The sequence below is a fragment of the Daejeonella sp. AP26 genome, from assembly GCF_056680515.1.
The window spans coordinates 430,786-447,155 of sequence record NZ_CM155286.1 but is presented as its reverse complement, the minus strand read 5'-3'; the positions used below and the strand labels follow the sequence as shown (position 1 = coordinate 447,155).

The following is a 16,370-nucleotide window of genomic DNA, read 5'->3' as shown; positions in this document are numbered from 1 at the left end:
AGCAATTACGTTATAATCGAAAGCTCAATTAAACGTTAAGTTTTCCTTCTATAGAATCATCAAGGGTTTTACCCATCATAGCACCGGCGGCCATTTTAACCAAAGCCACTGCGTTGCCGTGCTTATTGTCCCAATAGTATCCATCCTTTGTCTTAAACTTAATGACAGTGATCCTGGGATCATCTACGCCCTCGGTAAACCATGTCTTTATAATTGGTTCCCAAAGTTCCTTAATCAACTCTTTGTCGGTTGAAATCGTTGCCGTTCCATATAAGCTTAAAAAATCTGAATGCGCAGATCCCTGAAATAAAAGCTGCACGGCAGGGTCCGCCTGTATGTCCTGGTTTTTATGACTGTCGTTCGCACTTAAAAACCAGAAGTTTCCATCTTCATCAATCTTCTGTGCCGACATGGGGCGTGTCGTGATTGGTTTGCCTGATACAATCCCTGTGCAGAAAAAGCAAGTATTATTCTTACTTGCCAATTCCTTAATTTTTTTCCCTGCTTCAGTCCCGGAAAGATCCTTATAATTTTCTTCCTCTTGTTGACGGTTAATGCTATCCATAATGCTATGTTTTTGATGAATTCAACAACAGAGTATTGGGATTGTTTAAATGCGGCAATTAAATGCGAAAGTATCTGCGCATACAATAAACCCTCGCTGCTGTGATTTTCGAAGGCCCCGGCTAAGCTTTGATCTTTTCAATCCTTAATCAAAAGCTAAAAAAAAAGACGTTCACCCTGTATATTTAATTGCTCGGGTTGGTTGCGTCAAAAGCAACGGAAAACTGTTCAATTAGATTTGGAAAAGCTCTTGATTTGATGTAAATTTCGATAGACATCTCGCGAAAATTCTAATCGTTTTTGAGAACACTCCATTGTTCTAACCGATTGTTAGTCAACCAATTTAATCTTAAAAACTTAAAGCTATGTTAGTTATCGCACATCACAACATCAGCGATCCTGAAGGTTTCTGGGCTGCTGCAGAAAATGTGACAAAAAGTCTTCCCAGCAATTTGAAACTCCATGGAGTTTATCCGGCTATGGATGGCAAAACGGGCACCTGTTTGTGGGAAGCCGAAAATGCAAGGGATGTTCAGCAGTTTCTTGATACAAATGCAGGAGCTTATGCACAAAACTTCTGTTATGAGGTAAATGTAGAGAAATCAGTGGGACTGCCTAAAATCCAAATGGCGGAGGGCAACCTTAGTTGAATGGATCATTAATTTCGTATACTGCCCCAAAGGCAGTGGTCCGGGTTCTTGTCACATCGGGTTTTCTATCAAAAACCCCGATGTGATTTGTTTACCTGATTAAATCTGACACAATTGAGCCGAGAACCTCAAACAGCATTACCCCCCGCTCTTTAAGTCTTCCAATTTTACTTTCCTCCTGAGCCTGTGACTAAATCTTCAATAGCGATGAAATAATCGTCTAGGCTATCATTAATTACATTTTATGTGTTCATGACAGCCCAACCAAATCCCATTGAAGCAGCTTCCAATATCATGGCAATTGCAATGCGATTGGGGCCAGGTGAAGATGTAATGATTATGCTGGACAATTTCGTAAAAGAGTATCACATCAAAGCCGCATGCATGATAACATGCTGCGGAAGCCTGCAACAGGCAACTATACGTTATGCTGACAAGAAAGAAGGGGAGGTTTTAAAAGGGAAGTTTGAAATCGTCTCGCTCACCGGGACTCTTTCTGAAACAGGTTCGCATTTGCATATTTCGGTCAGCGATAGGAATGGTAAAACAACAGGAGGCCATCTAAAACAAGGCAGGGTTGTATACACGACAGCAGAAATTGCATTTGACCGCACATCGGGTTACAAAGAACTGCTAGTCAAATGATTTGGCCTTATGCATCCTGCAATTAGAAATACCCAATTGGCCGCATGGGACTTTTAGATGAGTTACCTATTAGAAAGTTGGGGAATCTTTAGTAAATTTAAGTGAATGATGCACATCAAAAGCGCTATTACTTTTAACATTCATCTTAACTAGAATCACTAAAATCTATCTATCTCTAAGACTGGCCAAATAACTTTAAATAAGGGAGGTTTTTATGTTTGGATTAGACAATGCACTTCTTTACGGGAAGGCAGGAATATCTATTATACCAAGTATTGTGGATGTCGTTAAAAAATTAAGAGAGACTGAGGATGCGCCGGCAATTCAGCGAGTGATTGATCAATTAGTTACTGATACAAGAGAGGAGTGTAAAAAACTTAGTGAAGAAACGAGGGCTATTGAGAGAAGTCTAAGAGATCTAAAGGTAGACCCCAAAAAAACTCTTTCCGAAATAACCGAGGACTTAAAATGGTATGATTTAATCGCAAAATATTCTTTAGGGAGACACAAAAAGAATCTGCGGGAAATTGAAGAAAAATTATCCTCTTCAGTAGATGATTTTGTTTCAATATTAGTTTGTGCCGGTAGAGTTCCTGATTTAAAAACAGCGACATCAATATCTCAGGCTATCAGACGTGACCTGGACGGTCTTAGCGAACAACCGATTGAAGATGTTTTAGAATCATACCGTCAAATAATTGACAGATATGTTAACGAATTGCATTAAATCTTTATAAGAACTTGGGCTAATTTCAGCCTTCAAGAGTATGCGCGGGAAATACAAAGGCCGTTGTGGACAGCATAATTTTCTATGCTTCGTGTGATCGGATCCTCATATAGCCTGTCAGTTCCCTGCCTGGAACACAGGTAGTTGTATCATCAGCAAAATGAACAATCTTCCGTTGCCGACATTTTCACGAAAGATTTCTCACCCAGCATCTAATTCCCATCTCTAATATTGAAGCTTTCTATTTAGCTCTTTTCAAGATTTCTTCTTTCAATTTTGCCGGAATATCACGGCAGTCACAATTTTTCTTGTGCTCCAAATGCCAGGTAATTCGTTGTTCCAGGGTTGGATTTTTTGGCATTGGATGAGATAGGTGCCAAGCTTTATTCAGTTTCATAACACATTTGTTTTAACTCAGCTTACGGCAATAAAGTCGGATTGTAGTTAATTTTTTGTTTTGATCCTTTTTCTCAAGAAAAACACTTGATAAGTTCAACACTTAGAGGCTTATAAAATTTTAGATACAGGGATAAAATTTCATTCTACGGCAAGAATAAGTGTCCATAAAGATACTAACTAAGCAAATTTATATTCCAGGAGCCTAAAAGTACATCTCAGCTCTGTAATCCGCCCGTGAAAATGGCGAATCAACAACCGGCACTTCAATAAAGCCCAGTTTTTTGTAGAGATTTAGAGCAGGAATTAGTTTCTGATTTGATTCAAGGAAAAGCATTCTGCAGCCCGAAGCCTGAGCCTCTTTAATTAAATGCCTGGCTAATAAATTTCCCGTTCCGGCGCCCTGGTGCTTTGGAGATACAGCCATCTTCGATAATTCGTATACTGTGTCGTCCACTTTTTTAAGAGTTATTGTTCCGATGATCTCATCATTAACTTTCGCTAAATAGATTTTCCCTCCTTTAGCAATGATGTTTTCTTCCGGATAATCCAGTTGCTCCAGATCAAGTGGTTCTATCTCAAACCAGATAGAAATCCATTCAAGATTTAAACTACGAAAATCCTCTTTGTAGCCGGGTTCGTAGTCGATAATTTCAATATTCATATACTTCCTTACGAACTTGTTCGCGTAAAGCGGACGGCAAACTTTTATTTGTTGATAAACTTGAGTGTTAAGTAACCTCTGCCTCTATTTCCATTTCCGGGTTACCTATATATTTGGCATACCATCTGATTGCTTCAATAAATATTCCTGGATCATCGGGCTGATAGTCTACCGTTTCAAAGAGCAGCCTTTCGCCATCATTGTCAGCGAATAACTGCAATTCATTTAGATTTTCTTCAAATTTCTGGTGATCAAGGCAGATGACCTTGACGCGCAGATCGCTGTCTCTGTGAAATATTAAATCCCTGCATTCATTCTGAGGATTCTTCGCAAGTAAAAATACTGGATTTTCCATGCTACGAATAACACTTACGAATGGAAATGGTTGCAACGGATATTTTTTAGAAATCCTATCGTTCGAAAATAAGTGCGTCGGAACTGGCACCCAGCTCTTCAAGCATAGCAGTAATGTTGGTTACAAATAAATCGGGACCACAAACATAAAAATGCTGACTAAAGTCCTTCACGATTTCAATCAGGTAGTGTTTGTCAATCTCTCTCTCCCGGTAGCCCATGATATTTTCACGGGTAAAAATCGTGTGGAAGTCAGCTCCCAGCATCTCCTTAAATTCTCTTTCAAGGATGACATCATCAGACCCTTTTACCGAAAAAATAAGAGAGTTTCCATGAGCCTGATTCTTTCTATGCAGATCACGCAGGATGGCGATGAAAGGGGTAATACCTGCACCACCGGCTATAAAAGTTCCTGGCTTTTCATATTGTATCGTTCCCCATACATCCCGGATAATGAGTTCATCACCCGCATTGGTATAGCCTAAAGCATTGGTCACACCTTTATGACCACGGTAGATCTTAATTATGAATTCCAGATAGTCCCATTCATTTAAACTAGTAAAAGTAAAGGGTCGCTTTTCGTTTACAAATTCGGGAGTGTTAATTGATACCTCGGTTGCCTGCCCCGGTATAAAGCTGTAACCCGTAGGTTTTTCAACCACAAAGCGTTTAACGTCCTGAGTTAAATATTCGGCTTTCAAAATCTTAACAATGTGTTCTTCCATTTCTAAAAGTAAAACGCGTTTAAGTGGTTAAAATTTAAAGCTAGATATTTAAATGATATAAAGAAAAGCGGGACATGTTTCCGTCATCGAAGGGGCAAAATATAACTAGATTCTGTTCCGAATGTCCAGATCCAGCCTCTGATTTCATTTAGTTAATGGCATGTTTAAACCATGATTTTTATCCGTTAAAAACGGTTATCAAATGAGTCCAAACTCAAACAAGTTTTGTAGGGGTTTCCTAGTAGTTTAATAGGGGTTTCCTTAAGGTTTCCTAGTAGCAAACTACTAGAGAACCTTTATAATTATACAAGGAATATTTAATGTGTTTTTCAAAGTACACGTCCAAGTCATAACTTTGGATTATTGGAGAAATTACAGACCAAAAAAAGAGGAAAGGGCTCCGATAAACATCCAGATTTTTATGGCTAAGATTAAGTCCAGCAAAAAGCCTTCAAACACTGTTTGCTTATCAGAACAACTATAAAACCAGGCTGAAAAATTTAATGGTTTATGACCTGAAAATTCGAAAGAAAGTAACCATAGCGGACTTATCCAGCTACTAGAAGGGAAAAACTTGCTGACGGCGAATTATCCGAACTTAGAAAAAGAGCATAGACTATACTTGAAAACAGAACTTTTTCTAAAAAGCAAAATTGAAAATTGCAGTGAAATGTTAGGCTTAGTTCAATGATTTAACCATAGACTGCCTATAACCCATACCTGATACCTTACAGCTACCTAGTGAATTATCTTATACATCAGTTCCTTCATCAGCTCACCATCATCGGTATTTCCTGTGGCATCCACGCCTTTTGATCGCAGGTCGCACTCTCTGAGATAACCGATTATCCTGAAAGTCTTCATTTTGTCGAAATTTCTACCAGCCATCTCATAATCTTTGACGAAATAAGGGCTGACACCAAGCTCCCTTGCAAGGCCGTGCTGGGAACGGTCGGTTGCATAATGATATTTAAGTACTTTGGTGAAATATGTATTAAGTGCCCCTAATACCAAAGGCATGGGATTTGATTTAGGATTAGAAGCAAAATAATTGATAATTTGATTTACTTTAAAGGGATCGCGACGGGCAAGAGCTGCCTGAAGTTCAAATACATTATACTCTTTACTGATCCCAATATTATCCTGAACAAGTTCAGCTGTAATCTCACCACCCGCGGGGATGTTAAGCATTAGCTTGTCCAGCTCGTTGGCAACTTTCGACAAGTCATTTCCAAGATATTCGCCCAAAAGAGCCGAAGCGCGGGAATTAATACGATAGGCTTTCTCTTTCACGTAATCTTCTACCCAGGCAGGAACCTTATCCGCATATATCTCTGCAGATTCGAACACCACGCCGTTCTTATCAATAGCCTTATACGTTTTCTTTCGTTTGTCGAATTTGCCATGCTTATAGCAAAACACCAGGAGGGTACTTCTGAGCGGATTTTCAAGATAATTTAGAAGCGGGTCGATTGCTTTTTTTGCATCATCGCCATCCTTCCCCCACTTCATTTCCTGGGCTTCTTTAACAAGAATGACCTGGTATTCGCTCATCATCGGAAAGCGCTTTGCCGAATTCAGGACTGTCATAATATCGGTATCCTTTCCGTAGAAAACCGTTTGGTTGAACCCCCTCTCCGCGTCAGTCAGAACATTATCTTCAACATATTCACTGATCTTATCAATATAGTAGGATTCTTCGCCGTGCAGCAAATACAGCGGTTTAAAATTACGGCTCTTGAGGTCTTTAACCAGTTCGTTTATATTCATTATCTGGCCTGCAAATTACAGGAATGAAAGTTAAAACCGAAAAAATTAAGGTAAAGACTGAAAACTGGAAGGTAGCAAGGAAGAAGGCAGAAGTGTAGTTTGCTCAGGCCTTGTCAGACTCTGACCACACATTTATTAATTCATTTTCTACCGCGCATTCGCTTACTAGCATATTATCAAATTGATTCTCCATTTTTGCTGGATGTTTGATACGGTACCCCTAAATTTTCCTGCCTACCCTTTTAAAATAAAGCAAGAGGGTGGGAAGACATACATATTTGATGAGCTTAGAAAACGTTTCCTGGTATTAACACCTGAGGAATGGGTGCGACAACACCTGGTAAAGTTTTTAATTGAAGAAAAAAAATATCCAAGAACGCTGATTAAATTGGAAGGAGGCTTAAAATTAAATGCTTTGCAAAAACGGTCCGACGTACTACTTTTCAATGCAAGCGGAGAAAAAGCAATGCTAGTAGAGTGTAAAGCACCTTCGGTGAAGATAACCCAGGATACCTTTGACCAGATTGCCAGGTATAATTTTGTGCACAGGGTTCAGTGGCTTATTGTGAGTAACGGTCTTCAACACTTTTGTTGTAAAGTAGACTATGCCAGGAGTACTTACACGTTCCATAAGGAAATACCCTCTTACCCTTTTGATAAATAATTACGTTAATATTAAATTATATAAACCCGTATAACCTTTTGGATTATTTTTCGTAAGCAGGGGAAATATTAATAGTTAAATCATATGACATATCAACTGCACATTACGCATTATCGCTCCAATTCAAATGATGCCCGTTTATTGATGTACTCAACGATTTTTTTATCCGTGCTCTTTTTGAACACACTGGGGGTGGCATTTGACATCACTATGCCCCAACTAAGCCTGGTAAACCTGGCTCTGGGCGTGATCTTTTTGATCGCACTAGCTACGATGATCAATAAAAGGTCGAAGGTACCCTTTGTCAACATCCATGATGATACGCTGGAATATTACAGCCCCGAAGAAGGTCAGATCATATCAATACCATCCATGGACATAACCAAGGTTACTACCAGGTTTAACGAACTGAATATCCACACAACCGAACGAATGCATTCCCTAAATCTGGGACTGATACGGCAGGAACAAACCCGTTGGGAGATCAAAGAAATGATCAGGCAAATGGCGCGTCCCGAAGGGCAACACGCAATATAGAATAAACAGAAAATCCCGGTTTAACCGGGATTTTTTGTTTTAAGCCTTTGATGGAATCTTCAGTACTTGTCCCGGATGAATTAGGTCGGGGTTACTAATCTGATCTTTGTTAGCTTCGAAAATTTGCTGCCAGGTTATCCCGTTATAATTTCCTGCTATTTTACTCAGGCTGTCACCGGATTTAACTGTATAAGTTTGCTGACCTGCGGTAGGAGTTACCGATATATCCAATACCATATCCCCTGCCCGCATATCCGGATCAACCTTCTCGTAGGCTGCCCAGATACTTCGTTTTACCTCTTCAGAAGAAGCAGTACCGGTTACATATAATACGTTATTCTGTTCATTCACTTTCAGGTCAGATACCCCGCTTGCTTGAGCGAGACTGATAACCTCGTTGTATTTTTCTCTAATAGCCATACTGATATTAATTAATTATTTTCAACTGATTATTCACTTTTTTAGGCTTAGCTTCATTCGCTGCCTGCATTACTTTTTGCAGATCACCCCTGGTGACCTCCCCTGTGAGTGTAACAACACCACCAGCCACCGTAAAGTCAACATTCCTCACACCTTTTTGAAGAAAGTTCTCCTCTATAGCCGCCCTTATTAAGTTATCCGGATTTACCTCTACCTCTGATGCGATGACGGTAGTATTGTTTACTACCGATTTGACGCCCTTAACATCTTTCACTGAACTGGCTAATGCTTCCTGGGTGGCCTGATCTTTCACCTCCCCGGTCAGAGTAACTACTCCTTCTATTACTTCAACATTTACTCCCGGATCGACAGCGGTAGCACTTACGCGTGCAGCCTCTTGAATCTTAGAGTCACTGGCTTTGCATGAATAAAGCAGACTCGCCAAAACGAACGATGCAATTGCTAAATTTTTTCGAATTAATAAGTACTTCATATGACGGCTTTTAAGTGATTAAAAGATTAGTGTTCAAGTTCGAACGTTATTTTGAGGTTCACTCTATATTCGGTAACTCTACCATCTACCACCTTGGCAGTTTGTTCTTTAACATACGCTGATCGAATGTTTTTCAGTGTTTTTGAAGCTTCTGTAACCGCCTGTTGAGTTGCGTCTTCCCAACTGGTAGTTGAATTTGACATCACTTCAATTACTTTAAGTATTGACATGGCATTAAAGTTTAATGGTGAATAAATTAATTAACTGCAGATGTTTAATTAAAGTAATAAGCACGAATATTGTTTTAAACATCCGTTAATGTCAGGGCATTGTCGTTTAGTAAGCGATGGCTTTGTATTAATAAATTTTAAGGCACAAAAAAGCCGGCTGAAGGGCCGGCTTATATTGTGCTTATAAAAGTATACTATGGGTTTATCCTGCTAATGCACCAAGACTTTCTTCCAATATCCTAATCTTCGATAAAGCATCCTCTTGCTTTCGGCGTTCATTGTCAACAACTTCCACTTTTGCGTTATTAACAAAACGCTCATTGTTAAGTTTAGCTTCCACCGACTTCAGAAAACCTCTGAAGTATTCAATTTCTTTTTCGAGCCTTTCACGTTCAGCATTCACATCAATGTTATCTGCCAAAGACACGAAGAACTCATCGGTTCCGGCCATAAATGCTGAAGCGCCCGAAACTTTATCAGTAACAAAGTTTAATTCGCTGATATTGGCCAGTTTGATAACCACATTAGAGTAGGCATTGTAATCTACCGCCGAGTGTACTTTTATATTTAACGGAAGAACTTCCTTTGGGGAAATTTGCTTTGTGTTGCGGATGTTCCTCACTTCAGTGATGACCTGTTTCACAACTTCAATATCTTTTAGTAGTTGTAAATTAATCTCACTTGCTTGCGGGTACTCTGCCACAATGCAACAGTCCATCTCCTCTCGTTTACCAAATACATCTTCGTGCCATAGCTCTTCCGTAATAAATGGCATGAAAGGGTGAAGCAACTTCAAGATCCTTTCAAAGTAGCCGAGCGTTGCATCGTATGTTGCGGCATCAATTGGTTGTTGGTAGGCTGGTTTGATCATCTCAAGGTACCACGAACAGAAATCATCCCACACAAGTTTATAGATTCCCATCAGAGCCTCTGAAAGACGATATTGCTTGTAGTTGTTTTCGATATCCGTTAACGCACGACTAAATTCCGATTCGAACCAGTCAATTGCCTGCTTATTCGGGTTTTCCAGGTTTTGATCTATCTCCCAACCATTAACCAGCCGGAAAGCATTCCAGATCTTGTTAGCAAAATTACGCCCTTGCTCACAATAGCTTTCATCGAACATCAGATCGTTCCCTGCCGGTGAGCACAACAGCATTCCCACCCGCACTCCGTCAGCGCCATATTTTTCAATTAATTGAATCGGATCGGGGGAGTTACCTAATGACTTCGACATTTTTCGACCAATCTTGTCACGAACGATACCGGTCAGATAAACATTTTTAAACGGTGCCTCACCTCTAAACTCATGCCCTGCCATAATCATCCGTGCAACCCAGAAAAATAAGATTTCAGGGGCAGTCACCAGGTCGTTGGTGGGGTAGTAATAGTTTATATCCGCGTTATCCGGATCTTTAAATCCGTCGAATACTGAAATAGGCCAAAGCCACGCTGAGAACCAGGTATCCAAAACATCTTCGTCCTGCTTTAAAAATGGTTCGGCCTGCTTTCTGAAACCAGCCTTTTCATCTTCAGACATCTTCCTGCGATTTTCATCGCGGTTTATAAGTTCTTCCAGTGCCTCCGCTTTGGTCTTTGCAATTACCGGTGCCTCATGCTGAAAATACCAGGCAGGGATCTGCTGTCCCCACCATAACTGCCTGCTAATACACCAGTCTTTCACATTTTCCATCCAGTGACGGTAGGTATTGGTAAACTTTTCAGGAATTAGCTTTACGTCCCCTTTCAACACGTACTCAAGTGCCGGTTTAGCCATGTCATCCATCTTGCAAAACCATTGCAGAGACAGTTTGGGTTCGATAACCGCATCAGTACGCTCTGAAAATCCAATCTGGGATTTATAATCTTCTACTTTGTCAAGATGGCCCGCGTCTTCAAGTATTTTCACGATCTTCTTGCGTGCTACAAAACGATCTTCACCAACCAGTATCACCGCCAGCTCATTTAGTGTCCCGTCATTATTGAGGATATCTATCACCGGAAGATTATGTTTTACTCCAAGTGCATAGTCATTTAAATCATGTGCGGGTGTTACCTTTAAACATCCGGTTCCGAATTCCATGTCTACATATTCATCCTCGATAATCGGAATTTCGCGGTTGATAAGCGGAATAAAAACCTTTTTACCATTTAAATGCTTAAAACGTTCATCGTTGGGATTGATACAAATAGCTGCATCCGCCATGATAGTTTCAGGGCGTGTTGTCGCTATAACGAGGAACTCAGAATTGAAAACAGGGGCCGATTTTGACTTCGTTCTCTCAACTTCCAACTGGATCCCCTTCACTTTTTCCTCAGCTTTCAGCTTCCCACTTTCCTCTTTTACCTCATACCTAATATAATATAGCTTTTGATTGACTTCTTTCCGTATTACCTCCTCATCTGAAAGAGCGGTTTTACCCTGAGGATCCCAGTTGACCATGCGCACGCCACGATAGATTAGTCCTTTTTTATGTAGATGGATAAACGTATCAATCACTGCTTCCGACAGATCAGTCTCCATGGTGAACCTCGTACGATCCCAATCACATGATGCACCTAATTTTTCAAGTTGCTTCAAAATAATGCCTCCGTATTTATCTTTCCATTCATGGGCATAACTCAAAAATGCTTTTCTGCTCAAGTCTTTTTTGTCGATTCCCTGTTCCTTAAGCATAGCCACTACCTTTGCCTCGGTTGCAATTGAGGCATGATCTGTTCCAGGCACCCAACAGGCATTCTTACCCTGCATGCGGGCCCGTCTGATCAATACATCCTGAATAGTATTATTTAGCATATGCCCCATATGAAGCACTCCCGTAACGTTTGGCGGTGGAATTACGATCGTATATGGCTCCCGGTCGTCAGGTAAAGACCGAAAAAACTGCTTATCCAGCCAGTATTTGTACCATTTATCTTCTGTGTCTTTAGGGTTATAGGTTTTAGCAATGCTCATATTTCGCCTGAAATTTAAAGGTTCAAAAATACGTTTTTTGAGAGGAAAATAGCCTCACTGCCGTCTCCCTTTGAAAGTTTATAGATTTATTGGTAATTGCCTCACGCTTTTAAGGTTTATAGCCTCACCCCTTGAAAGTTTGGGGATACTGTTGATACAGTGGCATCCCTCTCCAAAGTAGAGGGTTACAATGGGTTATGCTGTAAACCCACCGACTTAAATGACAAAGCAAACGTTAAAACGCACTATTCAAAAGCCCCCTCTCTTTTGGATAAAAGATTTAGGCGTGAAGAATCTAAGTGTGAGGCCCGGGGGCTCTTCACCCCACCGACTTAAAAATGATAAAGCGAACGCTAAAACGCACTATCCAAAAGTCCCCTCTCTTTTGGATAGGGGATTTAGGGATGAGGCTAACACCGTACAAAGTCCCCTCGCCCCTTAAAAAAGGGAATTAGGGTGAGGCATTTACCGCCCTATAACAATATTTTTATCAAATCGCTGTTATTTAATAAAAGGTTATAGAAACCATGAAAAACATGTCTAGTTATAAACTACTGAACTTTTTATTTGAATATTTCAAACTGAACCGAATTATCTATTGGTTTAACAAGTAGCTTTTCTTAACCCACCTTCCTATTTACAACTCTAAAACTTAAATTCAACCTGTATTTAAGCAACCTTAATTTCATGAAAAGAATTAAATCCCAGCTTTTAATGCTTGGGCTGGCGTCTTTTGTCTCTGTTGAGGCAACTGCACAACACGCATCTCCGGCCCCGGCAAAAAACAAAACCTTTATTAATAATTCTGATATGGATCTTTCCGTTAAGCCGGGAGAAGATTTTTATCAGTATGCCAGCGGAACCTGGATAAAAAACAACCCCGTTCCAGCTAAGGAAACCCGTTGGGGTAGTTTTAACAAGCTTCGTGATTTCAATATTAATGCTGTAAAAACCTTAGTCACCTCTGCAGCAGAGAATAAAAAAGCACCCGCCGGATCAGTGGAGAAACGAGTTGGTGACTTTTACGCTGCCGGAATGGATAGTATAGCAATTGAAAAAGCCGGAGCAACGCCTATTAGAGCCGACCTTTCAAATATAAGTTCAGTAAAAACTCTTAATGACGTTTTAAGCCAGACGGCTTATATGCGCACAATAGGAATAGGTACACCTATGTTTGGTTTTTTTGTCGGTCAGGACCGCAAGAATGTTGAGAATATGATCCCCCAACTTTCACAGGGCGGAACCACTTTACCAGACCGTGATTATTATCTTAAAAACGACAGCCGTAGCCAAGGAATTCGCGATGCTTATAAAAAGTATATAGTTAGGTTATTTACATTGAGCGGCTCATCTGCCCAGGTTGCTGAAAAGAAAGCGGCAACCATTTTTAAAATAGAAAAGACCCTTGCAGAAGCGCAATTGAGTCGGGTTGAAATGCGTGATCCGCAAAAAACGTATAATAAGTTCGCCGTATACGACCTAAGCAAAAGCACCCCGGCAATTGACTGGAAGAAGCTGATGGCTGAAATGAAAGTTAAAGATCAGGATAGCATTCTTGTTAATTCTCCGAGCTTTTTTACCAAATTAAATTCGGTGTTGACCAGCACGCCGGTTAACGACTGGCAAACGTACTTAGAATGGAACATCCTGAAAACCTCAGCTCCATACTTAAGCTCTGATTTTGTTGATGCAAACTTTGCATTTACGCAGGCGCTGAGCGGGCAGAAAGTGCAAACTCCGAGATGGCAGCGCATGGCATCGCTAACCGACGGCACACTTGGCGAATTACTGGGACAGTTATATGTAAAAAACTATTTTAAGCCCGAAGCAAAGGAGCGCATGCAGGAATTGGTTGCCAACCTGATCAAAGCATACGAAATCCGGATTAAGAATCTTGACTGGATGACTCCCGCAACTAAAGAAAAAGCACTTGCTAAACTTGGAACCTTTAAACCAAAGATCGGTTATCCTGATAGATGGAAAATCTATGAAGGCTTAAATGTTAACCGGGCGTCCTTTTTTCAAAACTTAAAGAATGCAGGGTCATGGAATTACAATGAGATGGTTAGCCAGCTGGGCAAACCGGTTGATCGTAATCGCTGGGGAATGACGCCTCCTACTGTCAATGCTTATTACAATCCCGTAATGAACGAGATTGTCTTCCCTGCAGGCATATTGCAGTTCCCGTTCTTCGACCCTCTAGCTGACGATGCGGTTAACTATGGTGGCATCGGTGCAGTTATCGGTCACGAAATATCACACGGGTTTGATGATTCGGGCAGCCAGTATGATAAAGATGGTACTCTGAAAAACTGGTGGACTGACGAGGATCGTGAGAAGTTTATGGAAAAAACCCTGGCTTTGAAGAAACAGTTTGACGCATACACCGTTTTGGATACCCTGCATGTGAACGGTCAGCTTACCATGGGAGAGAACATAGGTGATCTGGGAGGCTTAAATGCAGCATACGAAGCATTTAAGATGACCACGCAAGGCCAGTCAACCGAAAAGATTGACGGTTTCTCTCCCGATCAACGGTTCTTTCTTTCGTGGGCGCAAGTTTGGCGCGGCAATATCTTAAATGAAACAGCTGCACAACTGATCGTTACTGACCCCCATTCTCCGGGTCCTTACCGAACCATTGGCGCTCCCGTAAATATGGACGCATGGTACAAAGCCTTCAATATACAGCCGGGAGATAAACTTTATAAAAAGCCGGAAGACCGAATTAAAATTTGGTAATATCCCCAATTGAATTATCCCCCAAAAGACCCGTAATAAATCATGTTACGGGTCTTTTTTTCTAATGTTCTTAATACTTGATCAAAAACTCGAACTGGTTAGCTGAATATCTGCATGGGCGAAGGCTTTTTCAAAACGCATTTTAACTGCGCTGGCCTCCTCTTCACGGCCCTGTTCGATCAAACATTGCTGCAAGCCAAATAATGACCAGCCGTTCTCCGGATAGGTGGCAAGGTCTTCAAGATAAACTTTCTCAGCCTGCTCGAAATGTCCACTTTCCAGCAACGCTGCGCCGAGCATCTGGCGAACAGGATGATGCCAGTCTGCCGGTTCGTTATAGTTAAGATTATCTTCCATAATTACGGCTTCCTTTAAAATGGGAATCGCTTTTTCATAATTTATATCTGCGAGGTAGATTTCGGCAGCAAGGACCTTATCTGCGATATCCATCAGCGCGTAAGGAGTATTTAGTGCTCCTATAGATATATTTATAAGCGTAGTATCTGCTTTAAAGATAGTCAGCGCAGATCTTTCTTCTTCAGCCTTGTCCGTCATACCTTTTTTTGCATAGGCAACCCCACGACCATAGTGCCACATCGCTCTGGAATAAATGGCCCTTTTATCAGGCACTGCCATTTCTAAAAGTTTATCCCACTCCCCGAACCGTACCATTGCAAATACTGGCGTAGCCGACACATGCTGAGCAATAAATCCAAACGGACCTAATACCATTGAGGTGTCGAATTTGGAGCTTAGTACCTTTGCTGTTTCGAGAGCGTATTTTTTCCGACCTTCCAGAGTTGTACAGGCCCAGAGAAAATGATAATTATGCGGATGGTAAAGTAAGCTGTATAAACCGCGCGAGTTGCACTCGTTTAAATAGGCCTGGTCAGCTTTTATCGAGGCTTCATTCGTTAGCGAGCCCTCATGATAGCGGCCCGTTCTGATATAAATATGAGCAGGCATATGCACCAAATGGCCGGCACCCGGTAATAGTGTTTCTAAACGCTTCGCACTTGGCATTCCGAGCTCTGCCTTATGTGAGGCTTCAATCGCATGAATATAAAAATGGTTTCCTCCAATGTGATTTTTATTCGCTTTTAGCACCCCTTCCAGAACATCTAGTATTTCCGGAGTCCATGGTTGCGGATTGCCATCTTTAAGCCAAAAGTTCCAGGGACTGAGATCCATTAAAGCTTCGGCATAAAGGCTGGCCGCGTCCAGATCACTGGGATACTTATCGACAACCTTCCTCATGGCCCGCGCGTAAGCAGTGTCCAGATGAGTCCTGTCAGCGGGTGGGTTGGCAACATATCGCTCAGACAATGCCATTATATATCCCTGCTCTCGTTCGCTAGCTTTAGGTACTAAAAAAACCGCTGTTTGGACGGCATTAAACACTACAGTAGCATCGGCCGGATCCATTGGCGCATTAATATTTGGCCCGAGGCAAAGTGCCTGCCCCCAGAAAGCCATCGCACAATTGGAATCGAGTCGTGAGGCCTCATTAAATGAACGATAGGCCTCGGCATGATTGAATGCATAATATAATGACAGGCCCTGATCAAAGTATTTCTGCGCAGTTTTGTTAGAAGTAGTTACTTTAAAGTGATAGTCCCCTAGATTGGTAAAAAGAATTGGGCGTACCTTGGCCGTGTCCACTATTTTAACAAGATCCGACGGCTTTAAGCCACCAGAACACACCGGTGTTTTTATACTAAGTTGCCTGGACGATATTACAGAATATTCTTTTACACTTGAAGAATGGTCTTCAAGAAATAACAGTACCAACACCGGTAATGCCATTAAAAAGTATGAAAATTTTTTCATTCT

General features: G+C 41.1%; 17 protein-coding genes. 6 read left to right on the top strand and 11 right to left on the bottom strand.

Annotated features, from left to right (window positions below; translation table 11 throughout):
• Positions 1-28: 28 nt before the first annotated feature.
• Positions 29-565, bottom strand: a complete 537-nt coding sequence (locus AC1MCB_RS01860; protein ID WP_479967047.1) for a pyridoxamine 5'-phosphate oxidase family protein — start codon at positions 563-565, stop codon at positions 29-31.
• A gap of 364 nt (positions 566-929) precedes the next feature.
• On the opposite strand from AC1MCB_RS01860, the gene AC1MCB_RS01855 reads away from it, so the two are divergent.
• From AC1MCB_RS01855 to AC1MCB_RS01845, 3 genes are all read left to right on the top strand, one after another.
• Positions 930-1,214, top strand: coding sequence for a hypothetical protein (locus AC1MCB_RS01855; protein ID WP_479967046.1), 285 nt, complete (start codon positions 930-932; stop codon positions 1,212-1,214).
• Between the two features lie 252 nt (positions 1,215-1,466).
• The gene (locus tag AC1MCB_RS01850; protein WP_479967045.1) at positions 1,467-1,859 is read left to right on the top strand and encodes a PPC domain-containing DNA-binding protein; all 393 of its coding nucleotides are present in this window, start codon (positions 1,467-1,469) and stop codon (positions 1,857-1,859) included.
• Between the two features lie 214 nt (positions 1,860-2,073).
• Complete coding sequence (locus AC1MCB_RS01845; protein WP_479967044.1) at positions 2,074-2,586, top strand: hypothetical protein; 513 nt, start codon at positions 2,074-2,076, stop codon at positions 2,584-2,586.
• Positions 2,587-2,827: 241 nt separating this feature from the next.
• Here AC1MCB_RS01845 and AC1MCB_RS01840 read toward each other — a convergent pair whose 3' ends face one another.
• The 5 genes from AC1MCB_RS01840 to holA form a co-directional block, all read right to left on the bottom strand.
• Positions 2,828-2,983, bottom strand: coding sequence for a hypothetical protein (locus tag AC1MCB_RS01840; protein WP_479967043.1), 156 nt, complete (start codon positions 2,981-2,983; stop codon positions 2,828-2,830).
• 204 nt (positions 2,984-3,187) lie between these two features.
• Positions 3,188-3,646, bottom strand: coding sequence for a GNAT family N-acetyltransferase (locus AC1MCB_RS01835; RefSeq protein ID WP_479967042.1), 459 nt, complete (start codon positions 3,644-3,646; stop codon positions 3,188-3,190).
• 67 nt (positions 3,647-3,713) lie between these two features.
• Positions 3,714-4,001, bottom strand: coding sequence for a hypothetical protein (locus AC1MCB_RS01830; RefSeq protein ID WP_479967041.1), 288 nt, complete (start codon positions 3,999-4,001; stop codon positions 3,714-3,716).
• 55 nt (positions 4,002-4,056) lie between these two features.
• Complete coding sequence (locus tag AC1MCB_RS01825; protein WP_479967040.1) at positions 4,057-4,725, bottom strand: ferredoxin reductase domain-containing protein; 669 nt, start codon at positions 4,723-4,725, stop codon at positions 4,057-4,059.
• Positions 4,726-5,463: 738 nt separating this feature from the next.
• Positions 5,464-6,495 carry a DNA polymerase III subunit delta gene (holA, locus tag AC1MCB_RS01820; RefSeq protein ID WP_479967039.1) on the bottom strand — a complete coding sequence of 344 codons (1,032 nt, stop codon included), beginning with the start codon at positions 6,493-6,495 and terminating at the stop codon, positions 5,464-5,466.
• A 202-nt stretch (positions 6,496-6,697) separates the two neighbouring features.
• Here holA and AC1MCB_RS01815 point away from each other — a divergent pair, with 202 nt between their 5' ends.
• Together AC1MCB_RS01815 and AC1MCB_RS01810 are read left to right on the top strand one after the other, a co-directional pair.
• The gene (locus AC1MCB_RS01815) at positions 6,698-7,159 is read left to right on the top strand and encodes a type I restriction enzyme HsdR N-terminal domain-containing protein (RefSeq protein WP_479967038.1); all 462 of its coding nucleotides are present in this window, start codon (positions 6,698-6,700) and stop codon (positions 7,157-7,159) included.
• A gap of 84 nt (positions 7,160-7,243) precedes the next feature.
• Positions 7,244-7,696 carry a hypothetical protein gene (locus AC1MCB_RS01810; RefSeq protein WP_479967037.1) on the top strand — a complete coding sequence of 151 codons (453 nt, stop codon included), beginning with the start codon at positions 7,244-7,246 and terminating at the stop codon, positions 7,694-7,696.
• A gap of 39 nt (positions 7,697-7,735) precedes the next feature.
• On the opposite strand, the gene AC1MCB_RS01805 is transcribed toward AC1MCB_RS01810, so the two are convergent.
• The 4 genes from AC1MCB_RS01805 to AC1MCB_RS01790 all read right to left on the bottom strand — a co-directional run bounded on the left by AC1MCB_RS01805 (position 7,736) and on the right by AC1MCB_RS01790 (position 11,795).
• The gene (locus tag AC1MCB_RS01805; protein ID WP_479967036.1) at positions 7,736-8,116 is read right to left on the bottom strand and encodes a LysM peptidoglycan-binding domain-containing protein; all 381 of its coding nucleotides are present in this window, start codon (positions 8,114-8,116) and stop codon (positions 7,736-7,738) included.
• A gap of 7 nt (positions 8,117-8,123) precedes the next feature.
• Entirely contained in the window at positions 8,124-8,609 is a 486-nt protein-coding gene (locus AC1MCB_RS01800; protein ID WP_479967035.1) for a BON domain-containing protein, read from the bottom strand.
• Positions 8,610-8,635: 26 nt separating this feature from the next.
• On the bottom strand, positions 8,636-8,839 hold the full coding sequence (locus tag AC1MCB_RS01795; RefSeq protein ID WP_479967034.1) for a dodecin family protein: 204 nt from the start codon (positions 8,837-8,839) through the stop codon (positions 8,636-8,638).
• Between the two features lie 202 nt (positions 8,840-9,041).
• Positions 9,042-11,795 carry a valine--tRNA ligase gene (locus tag AC1MCB_RS01790; RefSeq protein ID WP_479967033.1) on the bottom strand — a complete coding sequence of 918 codons (2,754 nt, stop codon included), beginning with the start codon at positions 11,793-11,795 and terminating at the stop codon, positions 9,042-9,044.
• Between the two features lie 687 nt (positions 11,796-12,482).
• Between AC1MCB_RS01790 and AC1MCB_RS01785 the strand changes: the two genes are divergently transcribed.
• A complete protein-coding gene (locus AC1MCB_RS01785) occupies positions 12,483-14,537 on the top strand; it encodes a M13 family metallopeptidase (protein ID WP_479967032.1) in 2,055 nt (684 codons plus the stop codon).
• An 81-nt stretch (positions 14,538-14,618) separates the two neighbouring features.
• On the opposite strand, the gene AC1MCB_RS01780 is transcribed toward AC1MCB_RS01785, so the two are convergent.
• Positions 14,619-16,367, bottom strand: a complete 1,749-nt coding sequence (locus AC1MCB_RS01780; protein ID WP_479967031.1) for a tetratricopeptide repeat protein — start codon at positions 16,365-16,367, stop codon at positions 14,619-14,621.
• Positions 16,368-16,370: the final 3 nt, after the last annotated feature.